Origin of the sequence: Nocardia sp. NBC_00511, assembly GCF_045161165.1 — a bacterium.
Classification (GTDB): domain Bacteria; phylum Actinomycetota; class Actinomycetes; order Mycobacteriales; family Mycobacteriaceae; genus Nocardia.
In genome coordinates this window covers 7,549,083-7,568,963 of the sequence record NZ_CP107849.1, presented here as the reverse complement: position 1 = coordinate 7,568,963, position 19,881 = coordinate 7,549,083, and the positions used below count along the sequence as shown (strand labels likewise).

General features: G+C 67.8%; 16 protein-coding genes. 4 read left to right on the top strand and 12 right to left on the bottom strand.

Translation table 11 applies throughout. The features are described from left to right. Positions 1-32 precede the first annotated feature (32 nt). Entirely contained in the window at positions 33-269 is a 237-nt protein-coding gene (locus OG300_RS35215; protein ID WP_405488557.1) for a DUF3073 domain-containing protein, read from the top strand. A 252-nt stretch (positions 270-521) separates the two neighbouring features. Here OG300_RS35215 and purM read toward each other — a convergent pair whose 3' ends face one another. From purM to purF, 6 genes are all read right to left on the bottom strand, one after another. Beyond that, positions 522-1,601, bottom strand: a complete 1,080-nt coding sequence (gene purM, locus OG300_RS35210) for a phosphoribosylformylglycinamidine cyclo-ligase (RefSeq protein ID WP_405488555.1) — start codon at positions 1,599-1,601, stop codon at positions 522-524. 183 nt (positions 1,602-1,784) lie between these two features. Continuing rightward, the gene (locus tag OG300_RS35205) at positions 1,785-3,653 is read right to left on the bottom strand and encodes a dipeptide ABC transporter ATP-binding protein (RefSeq protein ID WP_405488553.1); all 1,869 of its coding nucleotides are present in this window, start codon (positions 3,651-3,653) and stop codon (positions 1,785-1,787) included. After that, on the bottom strand, positions 3,646-4,581 hold the full coding sequence (locus tag OG300_RS35200; protein ID WP_405498803.1) for an ABC transporter permease: 936 nt from the start codon (positions 4,579-4,581) through the stop codon (positions 3,646-3,648). The genes OG300_RS35205 and OG300_RS35200 overlap by 8 nt, the downstream gene beginning before the upstream one ends. Before the next feature lie 77 nt (positions 4,582-4,658). After that, the gene (locus tag OG300_RS35195; RefSeq protein WP_405498802.1) at positions 4,659-5,669 is read right to left on the bottom strand and encodes an ABC transporter permease; all 1,011 of its coding nucleotides are present in this window, start codon (positions 5,667-5,669) and stop codon (positions 4,659-4,661) included. Positions 5,670-6,036: 367 nt separating this feature from the next. Then, a complete protein-coding gene (locus OG300_RS35190; protein WP_405498801.1) occupies positions 6,037-7,569 on the bottom strand; it encodes an ABC transporter substrate-binding protein in 1,533 nt (510 codons plus the stop codon). Positions 7,570-7,829: 260 nt separating this feature from the next. Then, positions 7,830-9,434, bottom strand: coding sequence for an amidophosphoribosyltransferase (gene purF, locus OG300_RS35185; RefSeq protein ID WP_405488551.1), 1,605 nt, complete (start codon positions 9,432-9,434; stop codon positions 7,830-7,832). Positions 9,435-9,508: 74 nt separating this feature from the next. On the opposite strand from purF, the gene OG300_RS35180 reads away from it, so the two are divergent. After that, the gene (locus OG300_RS35180) at positions 9,509-10,822 is read left to right on the top strand and encodes a YhgE/Pip domain-containing protein (protein ID WP_405488549.1); all 1,314 of its coding nucleotides are present in this window, start codon (positions 9,509-9,511) and stop codon (positions 10,820-10,822) included. 1 nt (position 10,823) lies between these two features. Here OG300_RS35180 and OG300_RS35175 read toward each other — a convergent pair whose 3' ends face one another. The 3 genes from OG300_RS35175 to OG300_RS35165 are packed head-to-tail and all read right to left on the bottom strand — an operon-like array spanning position 10,824 to position 13,786. Further along, on the bottom strand, positions 10,824-11,210 hold the full coding sequence (locus OG300_RS35175) for a sterol carrier family protein (RefSeq protein ID WP_405488547.1): 387 nt from the start codon (positions 11,208-11,210) through the stop codon (positions 10,824-10,826). A 48-nt stretch (positions 11,211-11,258) separates the two neighbouring features. After that, positions 11,259-11,933, bottom strand: coding sequence for a CPBP family intramembrane glutamic endopeptidase (locus tag OG300_RS35170; protein ID WP_405488545.1), 675 nt, complete (start codon positions 11,931-11,933; stop codon positions 11,259-11,261). Positions 11,934-11,935: 2 nt separating this feature from the next. Then, on the bottom strand, positions 11,936-13,786 hold the full coding sequence (locus OG300_RS35165) for an alpha/beta hydrolase (protein WP_405488543.1): 1,851 nt from the start codon (positions 13,784-13,786) through the stop codon (positions 11,936-11,938). A 91-nt stretch (positions 13,787-13,877) separates the two neighbouring features. Between OG300_RS35165 and OG300_RS35160 the strand changes: the two genes are divergently transcribed. Continuing rightward, positions 13,878-14,165 carry a YiaA/YiaB family inner membrane protein gene (locus OG300_RS35160; RefSeq protein WP_405488541.1) on the top strand — a complete coding sequence of 96 codons (288 nt, stop codon included), beginning with the start codon at positions 13,878-13,880 and terminating at the stop codon, positions 14,163-14,165. A 63-nt stretch (positions 14,166-14,228) separates the two neighbouring features. Here OG300_RS35160 and OG300_RS35155 read toward each other — a convergent pair whose 3' ends face one another. From OG300_RS35155 to purL, 3 genes are all read right to left on the bottom strand, one after another. Continuing rightward, positions 14,229-15,182, bottom strand: a complete 954-nt coding sequence (locus OG300_RS35155; protein WP_405488539.1) for an NADP-dependent oxidoreductase — start codon at positions 15,180-15,182, stop codon at positions 14,229-14,231. 63 nt (positions 15,183-15,245) lie between these two features. After that, the gene (locus OG300_RS35150; RefSeq protein ID WP_405488537.1) at positions 15,246-15,845 is read right to left on the bottom strand and encodes a Crp/Fnr family transcriptional regulator; all 600 of its coding nucleotides are present in this window, start codon (positions 15,843-15,845) and stop codon (positions 15,246-15,248) included. A 213-nt stretch (positions 15,846-16,058) separates the two neighbouring features. Beyond that, positions 16,059-18,350, bottom strand: coding sequence for a phosphoribosylformylglycinamidine synthase subunit PurL (gene purL, locus OG300_RS35145; RefSeq protein WP_405488535.1), 2,292 nt, complete (start codon positions 18,348-18,350; stop codon positions 16,059-16,061). 189 nt (positions 18,351-18,539) lie between these two features. On the opposite strand from purL, the gene OG300_RS35140 reads away from it, so the two are divergent. Next, positions 18,540-19,799, top strand: a complete 1,260-nt coding sequence (locus OG300_RS35140; protein ID WP_405488533.1) for a glycosyltransferase 87 family protein — start codon at positions 18,540-18,542, stop codon at positions 19,797-19,799. Positions 19,800-19,881 lie beyond the last annotated feature (82 nt).

The window sequence follows — 19,881 nt, the reverse complement described above, 5'->3', positions numbered from 1 at the left end:
GGCCGCCCCGCAGTGACGCGAGGGGGTCAGCCATGGGCCGTGGCCGGGCTAAGGCAAAGCAGACCAAGGTTGCACGAGAGCTGAAGTACAGCTCACCGTCGACCGACTTCACGAGCCTTCAGCGCGAGCTGTCGGGGAGTCCCTCCGACACGCTGTGGAGTCGTCCCGAACCGCAACAGCGGGGCGGTGTGCTTTCCGACGAGCATGACGCGAGCGAATCGCGGTCGAGCCAGGATGAAGAAGACAGCTACGACGACTGGCGTCGCTGACTCGGATTTCCGACGTACTGCAGGGGGAGGCCGGTGGGCTTCCCCCTTTAGCACGTCGTTTTCACCGGTCGCGTGCGATGCCGATGATTTGCCAGCAGCATCGAGCGTTCCGTCCCCTCCGGGTCGGGACGTTACTTTTGTGTAACCCATGGCGGGGTGGCCGTGGATGTTTCTGCGGCACACCATAATTCGGACATACAGAACGGCCCCGGTCACTCGCGAGAGTGACCGGGGCCGGCTGCTTTCCGGGCGCTAGAAGCGCGGGTGGTCGCCCACCAGGGCGACGCGGGGCGCGTCGGCGTCCTTGGCCTTCTTCACCGTGCCGAGGGTCCAGCAGTCGATGTGGCGGGCGGTGAGGACGGCGAGGGCGCGGTCGGCGTCCTCGGGGGCGACGACGGCGACCATGCCGACGCCCATGTTGAAGGTCTTCTCCATCTCGGGGCGCTCGACGCGGCCGCGCTGGGCGATCATCTTGAAGACCGGGGCCGGGTTCCAGGTGCCGCGGTCCAGTTCGGCGACGAGTCCGGCAGGGAGCACACGACCGAGGTTGTTGGCCAGGCCGCCGCCGGTGACGTGGCTGAAGGTGCGCACGTCGGTTTCGGCGATCAGGGCCAGGCAGTCCTTGGCGTAGATGCGGGTCGGCTCGAGCAGTTCCTCGCCGAGGGTGCGGCCGAATTCCTCGACGTGTCCGGTGAGGGACATCCGGTCGATGTCGAGCAGCACCTTGCGGGCCAGCGAGTAGCCGTTGGAGTGCAGGCCCGACGCGCCCATGCCGATGACGACGTCGCCGGGGCGCACGCGGTCCGGGCCGAGCACGGCGTCGGCCTCGACCACGCCGACTCCGGTGGCCGACAGGTCGTAGTCGTCGGCGCCCATCAGGCCGGGGTGTTCGGCGGTCTCGCCGCCGAGCAGCGCGCAACCGGCCAGCACACAGCCTTCGGCGATGCCGGACACGATCTGGGCGACCCGCTCGGGGACGACCTTGCCGACGGCGATGTAGTCCTGCAGGAACAGCGGTTCGGCGCCGCAGACGACGAGGTCGTCGACGACCATGGCGACCAGGTCGAGGCCGACGGTGTCGTGCTTGTCGAGGGCCTGGGCGATCGCGATCTTGGTGCCGACGCCGTCCGTGGAGGCGGCGAGCAACGGCTCCTTGTAGCCACCCTTCAGGGCGAACAGTCCGGCGAAGCCACCGAGGCCACCCTGTACTTCGGGGCGGCTGGCCTTGCGGGCCAGGGGCGCGAACAGTTCGACTGCCCGGTCGCCGGCTTCGATATCCACTCCGGCCGCCGCGTACGAGGCACCGGCGCTGCTGGGTGTCTGTTCAGTCATTGTCGGGGAGAGCTCCAAGCCGAATCGGAGTGGACAGTTGCCTGCTCACGCTAGCTCACGCCGCCTTCGACTCAGTCAGCGGGCGGCGCGAAAGTGGTGTATTCGCGCCCCCGTGGGAGTGCCCAGGAGCCGCGATGTTCCGGACGTACCCGAGAAATTACCCGCATCGGGCGAATTCGGTTGTCACGATTTCCCCGCTCTCGGTAACCGGGTGGATTCGGTTCTACGGCGGCGCTGTTCGACCGGGTCCGGCACCGGGACCGCGGCCACCAGCAACCGCGTGTAGTCCTGCCGGGGCCGCCGCAGGATGTCGTCGTTGCTGCCCTGTTCGACGATGCCGCCGTTGCGCAGCACGATGATTCGCGTGGCGAGCTGATCGACGACGGCGAGGTCGTGGCTGATGAACAGGCAGGCCCAGCCGTGCTCGCGCTGCAGCTCCGCGAACAGCTCGAGCACCTTCGCCTGCACGGAGACGTCGAGGGCGCTGGTGGGTTCGTCGGCGACCAGCAGGTCGGGATTGAGCACCAGGGCCCGCGCCAGACTCACCCGCTGACGCTGCCCGCCGGAGAGCTCGTGCGGATACCGCCGTTCCATCCCGGCGGGCAGTTGCACATCGTCGAGCAGCGCGCGGACCCGTGCCCGTGCCGCCGCCCCCTTGGCCTCCCGATGCACCAGCAGCGGTTCGGCCACGCACTCCCCGATGGTGAGCCGCGGATTGAGCGAGGTGGCCGGATCCTGGAACACGAACCCGAACCGCCGCCGCAGCGGCCGCAACCGCCGCTCGGACAATCCGGCGATATCGGTCCCCAGCACCCGCACACTCCCGGCGGTCGGCCGCTGCAACGCCGCCACACACCGCCCGATGGTCGACTTCCCCGACCCGGATTCGCCCACCACCCCGAGGGTTTCGCCCCGCCGCAGCGTCAGCGACACGTCGTCGACAGCCCGGAACGGCGGGCGGCCGAGCGCCCCCGGAAACTCCACTACCAGCCCAGCCACCTCCAGCACGATCCCACCGTCCACAGAAGTCTCTGCACGCGAGAGGGATTCAGTACCGGTTCCGCTGTCGGCGCGCGGTCTTCCGGTGCGAGCCGAGATTCCCGCGGGCGCAGTCTCGGTGACCGTCGCGAAATCCTCTGCAACGGTGGTGGTGCCCCCACGCTGCGGGTAACCGGGGGCGGCGGTTTCGCCTGCGGTCCGTTCCGTGACAGCGGCCTCTCCGGCGTTCGGCGGCTCGCCGCCAGGCTGCCAGTTGTCCGGCAGCACACGGAGTTTGGGGACTGCGGCGAGGAGGGCTCGGGTGTATTCGTGTTGAGGGGCGGTGAAAAGTTGGTCGACGGGGGCGGTTTCGACGATGCGGCCTTCGCGCATGACCACGACGCGGTCGGCGAGGTCGGCGACGACGCCCATGTTGTGGGTGATGAGGACGATGGCCGCGCCGAGGCGGTCGCGGAGATCGCGGAGCAGGTCGAGGATTTCGGCTTGGACGGTGACGTCCAGGGCGGTGGTGGGTTCGTCGGCGATGATCACGCGGGGTTCGCAGGCGATGGCGATGGCGATCACCACGCGTTGCTTCTGGCCGCCGGAGAGCTGGTGCGGGTAGAAGTCGACGCGGGCTTCGGGGTCTGGCAGGCCTACCGTGCGCAGCAGTTCGATGGCCTTGGCGCGGGCGGGTTTCCGCTTCATGCCGGAGTGGGCGCGCAGGGCCTCGGCGATCTGGAAGCCGACGGTGAACAGTGGGTCGAGAGCCGCGCCGGGTTCCTGGAAGACCATGGAGATCGCGCCGCCACGCAGGGCGGTGAGTTCGCGCTCGCTCATCTTCGTGACGGCTTTGGCGCCGAGGGTGACGGTGCCGCGCACAGTGGCGGTGGGTGGCAACAGGCCCATGGCGGTGCGCGAACTCACTGATTTGCCGGAGCCGGATTCGCCGACGACGGCCAGGACTTCGCCGGGAAACACCTGGTAGGTAACGTCTTTCACGGCGTTGACGGCCCCGGCGTCGGTGGCGAACGTCACGGTGAGGCAGTCGTAGGACAGGACGGGTTCAGGCATCGCCGGACTCCTTCGCGGGTTCGGGCGCAACGGGTTCGGGTTCAGTGGCGGCGCGGCGGGTGCGCAGCAGCGGGTTGAGTACCTCGTTGAGGCTTTCGCCGACCAGGGTCATGCCGAGCACCACGGTCACGATGGCGACGCCGGGGAACACGCCGGTCCACCAGATGCCGTTGGAGACGTCGGAGAGCGCCTTGTTGAGGTCGTATCCCCATTCGGCGGCCTGGGTCGGTTCGATGCCGAAGCCGAGGAACCCCAGTCCCGCGAGGGTGAGGATGGCCTCGGCCCCGTTGAGCGTGACCAGCACCGGCAGTGACTGGGTGACGTTGGCGAGGATGTGCCGGAACAGGATTCGGGTGGTGGACGCGCCGGTTACCCGCGCGGCATCCACGTACGGTTCCTGTTTCACCGAGATGGTGGCATTGCGCACCACCCGGAAGTACTGCGGCACGAAGATCACCGTGATGGCGACGGCCGCCGACGCGATGCCGCCGAAACTGCTGGACTGCCCGCCCGACACCATGATCGACACCACGATGGCCAACAGCAGTGACGGGAACGCGTACATGGCGTCCATGAACAGCACCAGCACGCGGTCCACCCAGCGCCCGAGGTAGCCGGAAACCAATCCCAGTGGCACGCCGACGATCAGCGACAGCACCAGTGACACCGCGATCACCGACAGCGCGGTGCGCGCGCCGAAGATGACGCGGGAGAACACATCCTCACCGCGCACCGAGGTGCCGAACCAGTGGGCTCCCGAGGGTGGCTGCTGCCGGACGAAGTCGGTGCCGTCGGCGATGGACTGCGCGAACCCGTAGGGCGCGATCAGGGGTGCGAACACGGCGATCACAATGAATGCCACGACCAGCGCGAGTCCGAGCAGCAGCGTGAACCGCTGTAGTCCGGAGGTCATGCGCACCAGCGACATTCCGGGGATGTGCCGCCACCGTGACCGGCTGGGCGGTACCGCCGCGTCGCCCGCGACGGTGGTCTCGATGACGGTCATCAGAACCTCACTCGGGGGTCGATCATCGCCACGATCAGGTCGACCAGGAAGCTCATCACCGCGACCACGATGGCGATGAACGCGACAATGCCCTGCACCGCAACGAAATCCCGAGCCTGCAGATACGCGGCGAGCTGATACCCGAGCCCCTTCCATTCGAAGGTGTTCTCGGTGAGCACCGCACCGCCGAGCATCATGGCGATCTGCATGCCCATGACGGTGACGACGGGGATGAGCGCGTTGCGGAAGGCGTGCCGTTGGGTGACGACCCGGTCGGACAGTCCGCGGGCGCGCGCGGCGTCGACGTAGCCCGACCGCAGGGTCTGGATCAGGTTGATGCGCACCAGCCGCAGGAAGACTCCGGCGGTGAGCAGCCCGAGTGCGATCGCGGGCAGCACAGCGTGTTTCAGCACATCGCCGATGTATCCGGGATCCCCGTAGAGGACGGCGTCGACGATCATGATGTTGGTCTTGGGCGACACGTTCTGCAGTTGCAGTTCGACATTGGTGCTGGCACGCCCGGCGACCGGCAGCCAGCCGAGTTTCACCGCGAACACCAGTTTGAGCAGCAGCCCGACGAAGAACACGGGAGCCGCGTACACCAGGATCGCGAACAGCCGCAGGGCGACGTCGGCGGCCGAATCCCGTTTGGTGGCCGCGTATCTGCCCAGTGGCACGCCCACCGCGAACGCGACGATCAAGGCCCAGAACACGAGTTCCAGGGTGGCCGCGCCGTAGGTGACGATGACGTGACTGATCGCCTGATTGTCTTGGGAGCGACCGAAATCCCCGCGCACCAGCCCGGACAGGTAGTCCCAGTACTGGCTGAGAATGGGCCTGGTGAGACCGGCTTCGCGTTTGCGTTCCTCGATCTGTTCGGGGCTGAGCCGTCCGCCCAGCGCCGCGCTGATCGGGTCGCCGATCACCCGCATCAGGAAGAACACCAGGGTGACCAGGATCCAGGTGGTGGGGATGATCAACAGCGCCCGCACCCCGAGGTACCGTGCCAGCGCTCCGTAGCGAGAAGTGTTGCCGCGCACACGCTTCGCGGCGGCCCGGGCCGGTGTCGCGGGCCCGTCGGCGTCCTGCGTCGTGGTCACCGGGGTCGCACTCCCTCGGAGAGGTGGCGGTCAGTGGCCGCCTGAATTCCATTGCCGGGGCGACAAGTCCCCAGGTATCCGTTCGAACCCATCTGCCCTGCTTTCGAATTCGCGCGGCCGCGACCCCGGATCGCGGATCACGCACCGCTGCGGCCTGAAGATGAGACCGGTCGGCCCGCCCCTCATGTCGGGCCGACCGGTGTCGGTGGGGCGCTGCGCGTGTCAGGTTCGCGCGCCCCGATCGTTTCGTGAGCGGCGTGCTCTGCGCCGCCGTGCGCTACTTGCTCAGCACGCCGAAACGGAATTTGGACGACGGGTCCAGGGTCTTGTCGACGCCCTGGACGTTCTTGCCCGCCACCGCGATCTGATTGCCGGTGAGCAGCGGCACGATGGGCATGAAGTCGGCCATCAGGTCGTGCTGCACGGTGGCCAGGGCGGCGGCGCGTTTGGCCGGGTCGGGTTCGGTGACCTCGGCCTGCAGTTCGGCGCTGATCTTGGGATCGCTGAAGTGGTTGCGCAGGAAGTTGTCGTTCTGGAAGAACGGGGTCAGGTAGTCGTCGGCGTCCGGGAAGTCGGGGAACCAGCCGAACTGGAACAGCGGGTAGCCGTCGGTGGAGCGCGCCTTCTGGTACGAAACCCATTCGGTGGATTGCAGATTCACCTTGAACAGGCCGGTGGATTCCAGCTGGTTCTTGATGGCCGCGTACTCCTCCGAGCTGGTGGAGCCGTAGTGGTCGGTGTTGTACTGCAGGTTCAGTTCGACCGGTCCGGTGACGCCCGCGTCGGCCAGCAGTTTCGCGGCCTTCACCTTGTCCGGCTTGGTCCCGTAGAGGTCCTTCAGCGGTTCGGTCGCGCCCGGGAGTCCCTGCGGCACCGGCGAATACAGCGGTGACCAGGTGCCCTTGAAGACATCGCTGGCCAGTGCCTCACGGTCGACGGAGACCGAGACCGCCTTGCGGATGGCCAGCTTCTGCTCCGGGCTGCCACCGGGCTGGGTGTTGAGGTTGAACACGATGTAGCGGGTGTCGCCGCCGGGCGACTGGTGCACGGTCACCTTGTCGCTGCCGCGCAGCGAGTCGATGTCGGTGGGGGTCAGCGTGTGCCAGACGACGTCGATATTGCCCTGCTGCACATCGAGTTTCAGGTTCGACGCCTCGGCGTAGTACTTGACCGTGACGGTGTCGGTGGCGGGCTTGCCGAACAGTCCGTTGTAGTCCGGGTTGGACTTGTACTCGACCAGCTTGTTCTTGTCGTAGCTGCTGATCGTGTACGGCCCGGAGAACGGCTTGGCCTTCACGACGTCTTCGTCGGCCAGGATGGCGTCGGCCGGGAACACCTTCTCGTCGACGATGGCGGCGGCCTGGGTCGGCAGGATCGCCGCGAAGGTCTGGTCGTTGGCGACCTTCAGGGTGAACGCGACGGTGGCGTCGTCGGGTGCGTCGGTGTGGTCTAGATTGCCGAGCAACGCGGCCGGGCCCTGCGGATGGTTGATCTTCAGCATCCGGTCGAAGGAGAACTTCACGCTCTTGGCGGTGAGCGGGTCACCGTTGGCGAACTTCAATCCCGGTTTCAGCGTGCAGGTGTACACGGTCGGGGTGGTGAACGAGCATTTGTCGGCGGCATCGGGTTTCGGGGCCGCCTCGCCCGCCGGGAAGTTCAAAAGGAACTGGTAGACCTGGGTTTCGGCGAGGAGTGAGCCGTTGTCGTAGGCCATGGCGGGGTCCAGCGAGGTGACCTTGTCGGTGGTGCCGACCAGGATTCCGGCGCTGCCGCCACCGCCTCCCGTCCGGCCCGCACCGCAACCGGCCATCGCCAGCACCGCTAGTCCCGCAAACGCAACCGCCGCAATTCTTTTCACGCGCATGTACTGCCCTGCTCTCGAAACGCGGTGCGGCGGACCGGGTCACGGCCGCGCCCCGCGGTGGACAACCTTTGGCTGGGCACAGTATCGACCGGTTATAACCAATATGTTGCGAATACGAACAAAACGGTCGGAAATTTTTGTTTCCGGCCCGAACGACAACGCCCCGCCGGTCCGAAGACCGACGGGGCGTCGCGGGATTTCAGGCGTCAGGGGCGGCTGAGCGCGCTGGCATTCACGTTGTCGGCCAGCAGTTCCGCCTCGGTGGCTCCGGTGAGGATGCCTTCGAGGAGGTTCTTGCCGATGGCGGCCTCGGTGGGCAGCTCGATCGGGTACTCGCCGTCGAAGCACGCGCAGCACAGGCGCGAGCGCGGCTGCTCGGTGGCGGCGATCATGCCCTCCAGCGAGATGTAGCCGAGGCTGTCCGCGCCGATGGAGCGGCGCACGCCGTCCACCATGTCGTCCAGACTCTCCCCCGCGATGCCTTCCGGGCCCGCGCCGTTGGCGATCAACTCCGCGGGGGAGGCGAAGTCGATGCCGTAGAAGCACGGCCACTTGACCGGCGGGGACGCGATCCGCACATGGATCTCGAGGGCGCCCGCCTCCCGCAGCATGCGGATCAGGGCGCGCTGGGTGTTGCCGCGCACGATGGAGTCGTCCACCACGATTAGTCGCTTGCCGCGGATGACCTCACGAAGCGGGTTGAGCTTCAATCGGATTCCGAGCTGGCGGATGGTCTGGCTGGGCTGGATGAAGGTGCGGCCCACGTAGGCGTTCTTCATCAGGCCCTGGCCGTAGGGGACGCCGGAACCCTGGGCGTAACCGACCGCGGCGGGGGTGCCGGACTCCGGCACCGGGATGACCAGGTCACCCTCGACCGGATGCTCGACGGCCAGGCGGCGGCCGATGTCCACGCGGGTGGCGTGCACCGAACGGCCGGAGATGGTGGAGTCCGGGCGGGCCAGATACACGAATTCGAAGACGCAACCCTTGGGCGTCGGGTTGGCGAAGCGCGAGGAGCGGACACCGTCGGCGTCGATCGCCAGCAGTTCACCCGGCTCGATCTCACGCACGAAGGACGCGCCCACGATGTCGAGGGCGGCGGTCTCGCTGGCTACCACCCAGCCTCGGTCCAGGCGGCCCAGGCACAGCGGGCGCACGCCGTGCGGATCGCGCGCGGCGTAGAGGGTGTGCTCGTCCATGAAGGTCAGGCAGAACGCACCGCGCAGCGTCGGCAGCAGTTCCATCGCGGCCTGCTCGATGCTCTTGTCGGCGGCAGCGTGCGCCAGCAGCGCGGTGATCACGTCGGAATCGGAGGTGGCGGCCATCGAACCGGCCATCCGGCCGGTGACGAGACCGAGATCCCGTGCCCGCGTGCTCAATTCGGCGGTATTGACCAGATTCCCGTTGTGTCCCAACGCGATTCCGGTTCCGACCGCGGTGGTGCGGAAGATCGGCTGGGCGTTCTCCCAGGTGGTGGAACCCGTAGTGGAGTAACGACAGTGACCGACGGCGACATGACCGGGCATGGCCGCGAGGGTCTGTTCGTCGAAGACCTGGCTCACCAGGCCCAGATCCTTGAACACCAGCACCTGGGCACCGTCGGCGACGGCGATACCGGCCGCCTCCTGACCACGGTGCTGCAATGCGTAGAGTCCGTAGTAAGTGAGCTTGGCCACATCCTCGCCCGGGGCCCAGACACCGAACACACCGCACTCTTCGCGCGGTTCGTTCTCGTCCTGGTCGTGGGTGGTGGCAGCGGAGGGGAGAGACACCGTTTGCTCCCTGTTCGGCGGGCGGGGGGCGTCAGCCATTCTACGGGTAACCGCAAGGCAACCCACCGTTGGGATAACCGGGATGGCACGACGTTTGCTGTTAGCGTTCGACCGTGGCGACCACCGACACCGCGGAACCTACCCGACGCCGTCATCTGAGCCCGTTGCGGTGGGCGTTTCCGATCATCGTCGTCACCCTGCTGGCCTCGCTGCTGGGGGTCATGTACCTCGACTACGTGGTCGATCCGGAGAAGAACCTCCACAATTTCCCGATCGCGCTGGTGAATCAGGATGTGGGCGAGGATCTCACCGTCGGCGGGCAGACCAAGCATGTGAACTTCGGCGATCAGGTGTCGGAGGGACTGCAGAAGGCGGTGCCGGCCGATCAAATCGATCTGCGGGTGCTCGGTGTCAACGAGGCCAGTCTGGAAATGCAGTCGGCGCAGGTCTACGGCACCATCATCATTCCGAGCGACTTCTCCAAGCGGCTCGGCATTCTCGGGGTCGGCAGTGTGGTGCCCGGCGATATCTCCAAGCCGGAACTGATCCTGCAGACCAATCCGCGCACCGGCGCGTTCGCGACCGCGGTGGTGCAGAAATTCGGTGAGCAAGCTCTCACCCAGGTGAACGCGCAGGTCGGGCAGCAGCTCACCGATCAGGTGAAGGCGCAGTTGGCGCCGCCGCCGGGCGCGCCGCCGACCGAGCTGACCGCGGCCACCCGGCTGGTGCTGGCGCAGCCGCTGAACATCACGGTGAACCAATTCTGGCCGCTGCCCGGCGGTTCCGGTGAGGGCCTGACCGCCTTCTTCTACAGCCTGCTACTGCTGCTGGTCGGCATGGTCGGGGCGATGATCATCCACCAGCTCATCGACTCGGCGCTCGGCTTCCTGCCGACCGAGTGGGGTCCCTGGTACGTGCACTATCCGCGCGCGTCGATCTCCCGGTTGAGCACCCTGCTGTTGAAATGGTCGGCGGTGGTGGTGATGTCGCTGACGGTGTCGGGTGCGCTGATGGGTATCGCGGCCGCGCTGGGCATGCCGATCGACAAGCCGCTGCTGCTGTTCATCTACGGCGCGCTGGTGATCACCACCGTCGGCTTCACCTGCACCTCGGTGCTGGCGGCGGTCGGCACCGCGGGTCTGATCATCAACCTGATCATCTTCATCATCCTGGGCCTGCCCTCCTCGGGCGGCACCATCCCGATCGAGGCCACCCCCAAGTACTTCGGCTGGCTGGCGAAGTTCGAGCCCATGCACCAGGTCTTCCTGGGCACCCGCTCCATCCTCTACTTCTACGGCGACGGCCAAGCCGGTCTCACCCGGGGTGTCTGGATGTCCCTGCTGGGCCTGGCCATCGGCATCCTCGGCGGCCTGTTCATCACCCGCTTCTACGACCGCAAAGGCCTGGACCGCAAGCCCTCCGCATAGGTCAGAGCGGCACCACCGGTAGCCACCGCGCCACCTCTGCCGCGCGACTACCGGAGGCGGTGAGCGCCCCGGAATCCAACGCCTCCTCGAACCCCATCAGCCCGGTGGCCAGCAACAACCAAGTGCGAGCATCGGTTTCGACCACATTCGGCGGTGTCCCCCGCGTATGCCGAGGCCCCTCGATGCACTGCACCGCCACGAACGGCGGCACCCGCACCTCCACCGAATGCCCCGGCGCATCCCCCGCCAACGCCCGAGCCGTCCCCCGCACCGCCGCCGCGATCTCACTCCGCCCCGGCTGCGCGACCGCCCCGTCCCGCAACCACTCCCCCACCACCGCCACCGCGGCCCGCACCTGAGCCGGATCCACCACGCCACGTCCTGCCATGCGCCGAGGCTACCGCCGCCCACCGACCTCCCCGCGGCCGAGCGGGAATCAGCGAGATGCCTCGGTCCTGCGGTTGGAGACAGCGCGGGCGGCGTAGGGGGCGAGGGCGCCGCCCGCGTTCAGGGCGAGGTGCAGGAGGGCAGGGGCGGTGGTGCTGCCGGTGGCGCGGCGGAGGTGGTCGAAGAGGGCGCCGGCCAGGGTGGTGATCGCGAGGGTGCCGGGGACGGAGTCGCCTGCGGAGCGGGCCGGGTGGATGTGGGCCAGGCCGAAAGTGATTGCGCCGAGCAGGGTTCCGGTGTGGCCCGCGGTGCGCTCCAGGAGCGGGGTGAGGGTGGCTCGGTAGAGGAGTTCCTCGGCGAGGACGGTGCCGACGGGGATGTGGAGGACTGTCCATTCGGCGGTGTGGACGTCCGGGCCGCGGTCGGCGACTTCGGCGAGGCGGCGACGGGTGGCTGGGATGGCTACGGCGGCAGCGAGACCGGCGGTGACGAGGGCGGCGACGGCGGCACCGGCGCGGATGCCGCGCGGGTCGGTCCAGTGGGGTGTGCCGTCGAAGGTGAGGGCGTACGCGGTGGCGAAGGCGGTGTTGGCTGCGGTGCGGCCACGCACGTCCAGCCGCAGGGCCGGGAGCACGATGTTGGCCCACAGCGGCGGGAATGCCATGGCGGCAAGGGGTTTCGGGCGCAGCAGCACGCGAGAGAGGTCTGCGCGAGTTTCGCCCACCGCTACTTGACCGCTCGTTCGTAGGCTTCGGCGAGTTCGATCTGTACGCGGATGCGGTCGCTGAGGGCTTGGTTCCAGCCGTCGGGGGCGGCGATGGCGGCCCAGCCGTCGAGCACGAGGGTGCCGTAGTTGTGGCCGTGGCCGTCGCTGACGCCCTGGGCGTTGGTGAGGTCGGCGACCACCTGCCAGAAGGTGACGAAGGGCCACCAGCGCATTTGGGGTGAGACGTCGGCGCCTCGGGGTTCCGACAGCCAATCCGGTTGGGAGAAGATGAGATCCGAGGACCACCAGACGATGGGGTCGGACGGGTGTTGCAGGTAGGCGATGCGGGGTTTGCGCCAGTCCGGTGAGGGTTTGCCGAGATCGGCTGCGGTGGCGGCGAATCGGACCACGAGGCCGTCGGCGTAGACGGGGTCCACTTCGCGGGTGCCGGGGTCGCGGCGTTGAACGAACTGCTGCCACAGGCGATTCGAATTGGGTGGGCCCACCCACAGCGCGCCGTCGACCTTGGAGCGCAGGTCGGCCAGGCCGTCGAAGGCGGATTCGGAGCCCTGTGAACCGAGGCTCTCGCCGTACACCAGCAGTTTCGGCCGGTGCTCGGCCGGATGTTGCAGCCACCGTTGATAAATGGCGTCGAACATCTTCTTGCCGTTGAGCGCCACCTTCTGCCGGTCGGCGAGGAACGACAGCACGCTGGGCAGATACGAGTACTGCGAGGCGACGATCGCGGTGTCGCCACCCCACATGTATTCCAGTGCGGCCGCGCTCTCGGAGTTCACCCAGCCGGTGCCGGTGGTGGTGACGATGGCCAGCACCTTGCGATCGAAGGCGCCGGTGCGTTCCAGTTCGGCGACGGCGAGGTCTTCCTCGGTGGTGTCCTTGGTCGCCGATTGCAGGCCCACGTACACCCGGATCGGTTGGCGCGCGGGCTTTCCGGTGACGGCGCCGATCAGCATGGGGTCGGGTCCGTGTGAGACGAACCAGCGGCCTTCGGAGCCGAGGGTCTCCCATTTGGCCAGCGAGGCCGGGCTGCCGGAGCGTTCGGGCGCGGTCGGCTGCACGGCGTACTGGGTGACCTTGTCGTTGCGAACGCTGAAGGCGGAGTTGGCGACCGCGAAGAACGCCCGCGTCGCCACACCGTTGAACAGGGTCACCACCAGCACGGTGAGCAGTAGCGCGCCGATCGCCGGGGCGAGCGCGGTCGGCACCCGCACCCAGCGGCTGAGCAGCCGGGCGATGAACCGCACCAGTTCCCGCACCGTCCGGTAGGTGGCGACGACGAGCGCGCCGACCGCGAAACTCAGTGCGCCGGTGCGCAGATAGGCGGCACGCGTGGTGCCCTCCATGTCCATCAGCGTGGTGATCTCGCGCTGCCAGTCCGCCGACAGCACCAGCATGTAGGCGGCCACCAGGATGCAGGCGACCACCACGACCACCTTCATCAGGTAGCGCGCCCACTCGGGCGGTGAGGCGATCTTGACGCGCGGGCGGATCCAACTGCGGAATGCCCACTGCAGCAGGCAACCGACCCCGTATCCGATGGCGGCGTTGAGCCCGGAGATCAAACCTTGGAACAGCCAGTCGCGTGGCACCAGTGAGGGTGTCACCGACCAGGCGAAGAACACGGTCGCCACCACCAGCCCGGTGTGGTTGAGGTCGATGATGTCCTCGACCCGCCGCGCCGCCACCGCGACCTGCCGCAACCGCCCGCGCCGGAACAGCAGTGCGCCACGCCGATACAGCACGACGGCGCGGGTGCGCAGCCGGGTCAGGGCGTCGGCGGAGTCCAGCACCCACCAAGTATGGATGTAACCGGCCGGATTCCAGGGACCTCCGGCTGTGAGAGCGACCATGCTCCGGGCGTGTCGCCCACGGCATCTACCCACCCCGCTCGAGTAGTTGTACGCGCGGCCCGGCACCGGTATCCCGACAGACTCGACGACCATGAGCACTCCCGGCGCACAGTCCAAGAGCACCAGCGCATTTCTCATCCAGGCAGTCATCGCCTTCGGAATCAGCTTCGGCGCCTTGGTGATCGGCGTCATCTACCTCCCCCTGGACATCTGGCAGCGCGGCTTCCTCCTGATGGCAACCCTGTTCCTGGTGAGCAGCAGCTTCACCCTCGCCAAGGTCATCCGCGACCAACACGAATCCTCGAAGGTGCATCACCGCATCGACGAGGCCCGGATGGAAAAGCTGATGGCCGAACACGACCCGTTCAAGACCGTTTGATGGTTCGGGACGACGAATGCCCGCCGGAACGAGGGGTTCCGGCGGGCATTCTCGTGCGCGAATTCAGGGCCGCAGCAGGATTTTGCCGCGCAGGCCGCCCTTGATCAGCAGGCGGTGCGCCTCGGAGGCGTCGGCGAGCGGGAGGGTGGTGGCGATGCGGGCGCGCAGGTCGCCCGCGGCGACCAGGGCTGCCAGTTCGGCGAGGTCGGCGCGGATGTGGGAGTAGACGACGATTTCCGGGGTGATGCCGCGTTCGGGGTCGAACTGGCCGCCGGGGATCCAGAAGCCGGGGACGATGGTGGCGTAGCGGCCGTTGTCGCGAATTGTGGTGAAAGCTGTTCGAGCAGAGGGGCCGCCGACGGTGTCGAATGCGGCGTCTACGGGGCCGATGCCGTGTGATTTCAGCTGTTCGGCGATGTCGCCGCGGCGGTCGATCGGGATTGCGCCCAGATCACGGACGTGATCGTGATCGTCCACGGAGGCGGTGCCCGCGACCGTGATTCCGCGTCCGGCGGCCAGTTGGGCGATGAAGGAACCGACGCCGCCGCCGATGCCGTTCACCAGCAGGGCCTGCCCGGATTCCAGGCCGAGCCGTCGGAGGGCTTGCAGCGCAACGGTTCCAGCCAGTGGGAGGGCGGCTCGCTGCTCCGCGTCCACGCCGGGGGCGGGTACGACCTGGTCGGCGGGCAGCACGACACGTTCGGCGTAGGAACCGATCTGGGAGTGGGAGTGGGCGGTGGTGGCGGTGACCTGGTCGCCGACCGCCAGGCCGGTGACCTCGCGGCCGATCGATTCGACGACGCCCGCGATGTCGTAACCGGGGATCAGCGGGAAGCGGGGCTCCTGCGCCCACGGGTAGCGGCCGTCGCGCATGCCCAGTTCGGCGGGGTTCACGCCCGCGATCTCGACGCGCAGCAGGACGTCGCCGGGGCCCGGCTCGGGCAGTGGAACTTCTTGCAGGCGAAGGACTTCCGGCCCGCCGAAGGATTCGATGGTGATGGCGTTGGTGGTGTTCATGCCAATGAAATTACGAAGGTTCGTCCACCGGATCATTGATGTAGATCAACGCTCCGAATCCGCTCAACCGGTGATGCCGTCGCGGCGGCGTTGGGCACGAATCCGGCTCAGCGCCTCCGGCGTGATGCCGAGATACGACGCGGTCTGCCGACCGGACAGCCGGCGCGCGAGATGCCCTTGCTCACTGAGGAATTCGACGTACCGGGTCTCGGCGTTCTCGACCAGGAAGCGGCGATGCGCGCCCTCCTCTTCGAGGAAATGCAGTTCGGTGAGCCGCAGCAGCACCGTGCCCCAGCCCGGATGCCCGAGCGTCAATTCGTCGAAGCGCGAGCGCTCGGCCACCAGCATGGTGCTGGGCGCGAGCGCCTGAATGAACAGGTCCGACACTTGTTTTCGCAGGCTGGCACCGTACGGGCAGACCAGCTGCCCGGGCTCGCGGAACGACTTCGTGCGCTCCACCCCGTCCGGCGTCAGATAGTAGGTGCGCAGGAGCCCGTCGATCAGGAACCCCACCTTGTCCGCGGGCTGCCCGGCCAGCGCGAAATGCGCGCGCTGATCCAGCCGCACCGTCCGGAAGATGGCCCGCGCCCGCGCGAACTGCTCGTCCGGCAGGTCCGTGACGGCCCGCATGGCGCTGACGAAGGCGTCGAACTCCACATCCACGTTCAACCCAACCCCGCCGGTCCCCGGACGATTCCGCGCCCCGAGTACCGACCTGGCCAGTGGTCGCTCCAGTCATCCGAAAGCCTGCCGCGATCACGCCCGTTCGCGATCGCGCGGCTGGGATGTCGCCGCACCGTGTCCGGAAACCGCGACGCCCGCCGATCCGGCACGCGGAGTGCGGGATCGGCGGGCGGCCGAATTACGTTGCCGGACCTAGTGCTTGGTGCCGAACAGCGCCGGGAGCGTGGCCTCGTGGGCGGCGCGCAGTTCGTCGAGGGTGAGCTTGAACTGCCCCTGGACCTCGACCGAGTCGGAGCCGTCGTCGACGACGCCGATGCGGGCCCACGGCAGACCGCGGGCGTCGCACATCTTGGTGAAGCGGGTCTCCTCGGAGCGCGGGACGGCGACCAGCACGCGGCCCGCGGATTCGGAGAACAGGGTGACGAACGGGTCGGCGCCCTCGGGAAGCACGATGCGGCAGGCGGTTTCACCGGCCAGCGCGGCCTCGACGACGGTCTGGATCAGGCCGCCCTCGGAGACGTCGTGGGCGGCGGAGACCATGCCGTCGCGGGAACCGGAGGTGAGGATGTCCGAGATCAGCTGCTCGCGAGCGAAATCCACCTTGGGCGGCAGACCGCCGAGGTGATCGTGCTCGACCTGCGCCCAGATGGAGCCGTCGAGTTCGTCGCGGGTCTCGCCGAGCAGGATCAGCGTCTCGCCGGGTTCGGTGCCCAGGCCGGTCGGGATGCGGCGGTGCACATCGTCGATGACGCCGAGCACGCCGACCACGGGGGTCGGCAGGATGGCGGTCTGGCCGGTCTGGTTGTAGAAGGACACGTTGCCGCCGGTGACCGGGATGCCCAGTGCCACACAGCCGTCGGCGAGACCGCGCACGGCCTGCTGGAACTGCCACATGACGCCCGGGTCCTCCGGCGAACCGAAGTTGAGGCAGTTGGTGACGGCCTTCGGGGTGGCGCCGGTGACGGCGACATTGCGGAAGGCTTCCGCCAGCGCCAGCTGGGCGCCGGTGTAGGGGTCCAGCTTGGTGTAGCGGCCCGACGCGTCGGTGGCCAGCGCGATGCCGCGGCTGGATTCCTCGTCGATGCGGATCACACCGGCGTCGGCGTGCTCGGCGAGCACGGTGTTGCCGCGCACGTAGCGGTCGTACTGCTCGGTGATCCACTTGCGCGAGCACAGCTGCGGGCTGGCCAGCATCTTCAGCAGGGTGGCCTGCAGTTCCTCGCCGGTCTCGGGCCGGTTGAGGCGAGCGGCCGAATCCGCGTTCAGCGCATCCTGATCCGCCGGGCGCTGCACCGGGCGCTCGTAGACGGGGCCCTGGTGGGCGACGGTGCGCGGCGGCACGTCCACCACGGTCTCGCCGTGCCAGGTGATGATGAGGCGCTCGCCGTCGGTGACCTCACCGATGACGTTGGCGTTGACATCCCACTTCTCGCAGACGGCCATGAAGGCGTCCACGTTCTCGGGGGTGACGACCGCGCACATGCGTTCCTGCGACTCGCTCGAAAGGATCTCGGCGGCGGTCATATTGGCGGCGCGCAGCGGCACCTGGTCCAGGTCGACGAGCATGCCGCCGTCACCGGCCGCGGCCAATTCCGAGGTGGCGCAGGACAGTCCGGCGCCGCCGAGGTCCTGGATGCCGACCACGAGTCCGGCGTGGTACAGCTCGAGACAGCACTCGATGAGCACCTTCTCGGCGAACGGGTCGCCGACCTGCACGCTCGGCAGCTTCTTACGGCCGGAACCGGATTCGTCACCGGAGAAGGTGTCCGAGGCCAGCACCGACACGCCGCCGATGCCGTCGAGCCCGGTGCGCGCACCGAACAGAATGATCTTGTTGCCCTCACCGGAGGCGAAGGCCAGGTGCAGGTCTTCGACCCGCATGACGCCCGCGCACAGCGCGTTGACGAGCGGATTGCCCTGGTACGACGAGTCGAACACGGTCTCGCCGCCCACGTTCGGCAGGCCCAGCGAGTTGCCGTAGCCGCCGACACCACGCACCACGCCGTCGACGACGCGGCGGGTGTCCGGGTGGTCGGCCGCACCGAAGCGCAGCTGATCCATGACCGCGATCGGCCGGGCGCCCATCGCCATGATGTCGCGGACGATGCCGCCGACACCGGTGGCCGCACCCTGATACGGCTCCACATACGAGGGATGGTTGTGCGATTCCACCTTGAAGGTGACCGCCCAGCCGTCGCCGATGTCGACGACACCGGCGTTCTCGCCGATGCCCGCGAGCATCGACTTCTTCATCTCGTCGGTGGTCGTCTCACCGAAGTAGCGCAGATGCACCTTCGAGGACTTGTACGAGCAGTGCTCGGACCACATCACCGAGTACATGGCGAGCTCGGCATCGGTCGGACGGCGCCCGAGGATCTCCTTGATCCGGGCGTACTCGTCTTCCTTGAGGCCGAGTTCCTTGTAGGGCTGCGGGTTGTCCGGGGTGGCCGCGGCGTTGCTGACGGTATCGACGTGGCTGGTCACTGGAATACCAGAGTCCTTTCGGCCGGGCAGGAGAACCGAGAGCCGGCGTTGCTGGAAAGTCGGCGAGATACGGGGCAGAGTCTAATTGCCTGGCAATCGCGGCTTTCCCCCGCCTGCCGCTGTGTTCGGGAGCACACCCCCGCGCGGGGGTCGAGCCGGTAGCCGCCTACCGCCCGCTACTCTGAGCCCGTGAACGATCGATCCGGGGTCGCGGATCCGACCGAGAAGCCAGTGTCCACGCCTGGAGAGCTGTCGCGACGGCAGGGAAAACTGCTGGCGTTGGCGGTGTCGTTGTTCGTCGTCTCGGCGGCGATCTGTTATCTGGCCAAGTTCTGGCACGGGTACATCGACCTGCAGGTGTATCGCAACGGGGCGCGGGCCTGGCTGGACGGCAAGGACCTCTACGGTCCGATGCCGCCGGTGTACGGACTCGGGCTGCCGTTCACGTACCCGCCGCTGGCCGCCCTGTTCTTCGCACCGCTGGCGATCATGCCGCTGGTCGTGTCCGAATGGGCCGTATTGATCGTTTCCGTTGCGTCCCTGGGTGTCACGCTGTGGCTGGTGCTGGATCGCATTCGCCCGACGCTGACCTGGCAGACCCGGTTGTCGCTGGTGCTCGGCGGTGTCGCGCTGCTGCAGATGCTGGAACCGATCCGCCAGACCTACGGGTTCGGGCAGATCAACCTGGTGCTGATGGCGGCCGTCGCCCTGGATTGCCTGGCGCGCAAGCCGTTCTGGCCGCGCGGCATGCTGATCGGCATCGCGGTGTCGGTGAAGCTGACCCCCGGCGGCTATCTCCTCTACTTCCTGCTGCGCAAGGACTGGAAGGGCGCGATCACCCTGGTGCTCTCGTCCATCGGCGCGATCCTCGTGGGTTTCGCACTGTTCCCGCATGATTCGCCGCAGTACTGGTTCCACACCCTGTTCGACACCGGCCGCATCGGACCGCCCTGGTACGCGGGCAACCAGTCCCTGAAGGGTTTCGCGTTCCGCCTCGGCTTCGCCGAATCGGTGTCCACCATGATCTGGGTGGTGCTGTCCGTCATCGCCATCGCACTGGCCGCGGTGTGGATGAAGCGCCTGCTCGATGTGGGCGCGACCGTCGCCGCCCTCATGGTGAATGCCGCTGCGGTCCTACTGGTTTCCCCCGTCTCCTGGTCCCACCACTGGGTCTGGATCGCCCCCGCCCTGATCGTCGCCGCCGACGCCATCGCCCGCGGCCACCGCAACCCGTGGTTCACCGGCACCGTCGGCCTGGCCGCGGTCATGTTCGCGGTCGGCCCGATGTGGCTGCTCCCCCACGACCACGACCGGGAACTCGGCTGGGCTTGGTGGCAGCAGATTCTCGGCAGCAGCTACGTGCTGTTCACCATGGCCATCTTCGTGGTCGCGGCCCTGACCTACCGCCCGACGCCGGATCCGGAGAAGGTTGCGCTGCTCAACGCCTGACCTCCAACGACGAGGCCGCCTGCGCAATTGCTCAGGCGGCCTTGCTGTTTGCGGAACCAGAACCGATCGCGCCTACCGACGA

Bases quoted from the DNA above. Each gene is read 5' to 3' on its own strand.
- OG300_RS35215 (WP_405488557.1), top strand. From the start codon at position 33: ATGGGCCGTGGCCGGGCTAAGGCAAAGCAGACCAAGGTTGCACGAGAG.
- purM (WP_405488555.1), bottom strand. From the start codon at position 1,601: ATGACTGAACAGACACCCAGCAGCGCCGGTGCCTCGTACGCGGCGGCC.
- OG300_RS35205 (WP_405488553.1), bottom strand. From the start codon at position 3,653: ATGCCTGAACCCGTCCTGTCCTACGACTGCCTCACCGTGACGTTCGCC.
- OG300_RS35200 (WP_405498803.1), bottom strand. From the start codon at position 4,581: ATGTCGCTGGTGCGCATGACCTCCGGACTACAGCGGTTCACGCTGCTG.
- OG300_RS35190 (WP_405498801.1), bottom strand. From the start codon at position 7,569: ATGGCCGGTTGCGGTGCGGGCCGGACGGGAGGCGGTGGCGGCAGCGCC.
- purF (WP_405488551.1), bottom strand. From the start codon at position 9,434: ATGGCTGACGCCCCCCGCCCGCCGAACAGGGAGCAAACGGTGTCTCTC.
- OG300_RS35175 (WP_405488547.1), bottom strand. From the start codon at position 11,210: ATGGCAGGACGTGGCGTGGTGGATCCGGCTCAGGTGCGGGCCGCGGTG.
- OG300_RS35165 (WP_405488543.1), bottom strand. From the start codon at position 13,786: ATGGTCGCTCTCACAGCCGGAGGTCCCTGGAATCCGGCCGGTTACATC.
- OG300_RS35160 (WP_405488541.1), top strand. From the start codon at position 13,878: ATGAGCACTCCCGGCGCACAGTCCAAGAGCACCAGCGCATTTCTCATC.
- OG300_RS35155 (WP_405488539.1), bottom strand. From the start codon at position 15,182: ATGAACACCACCAACGCCATCACCATCGAATCCTTCGGCGGGCCGGAA.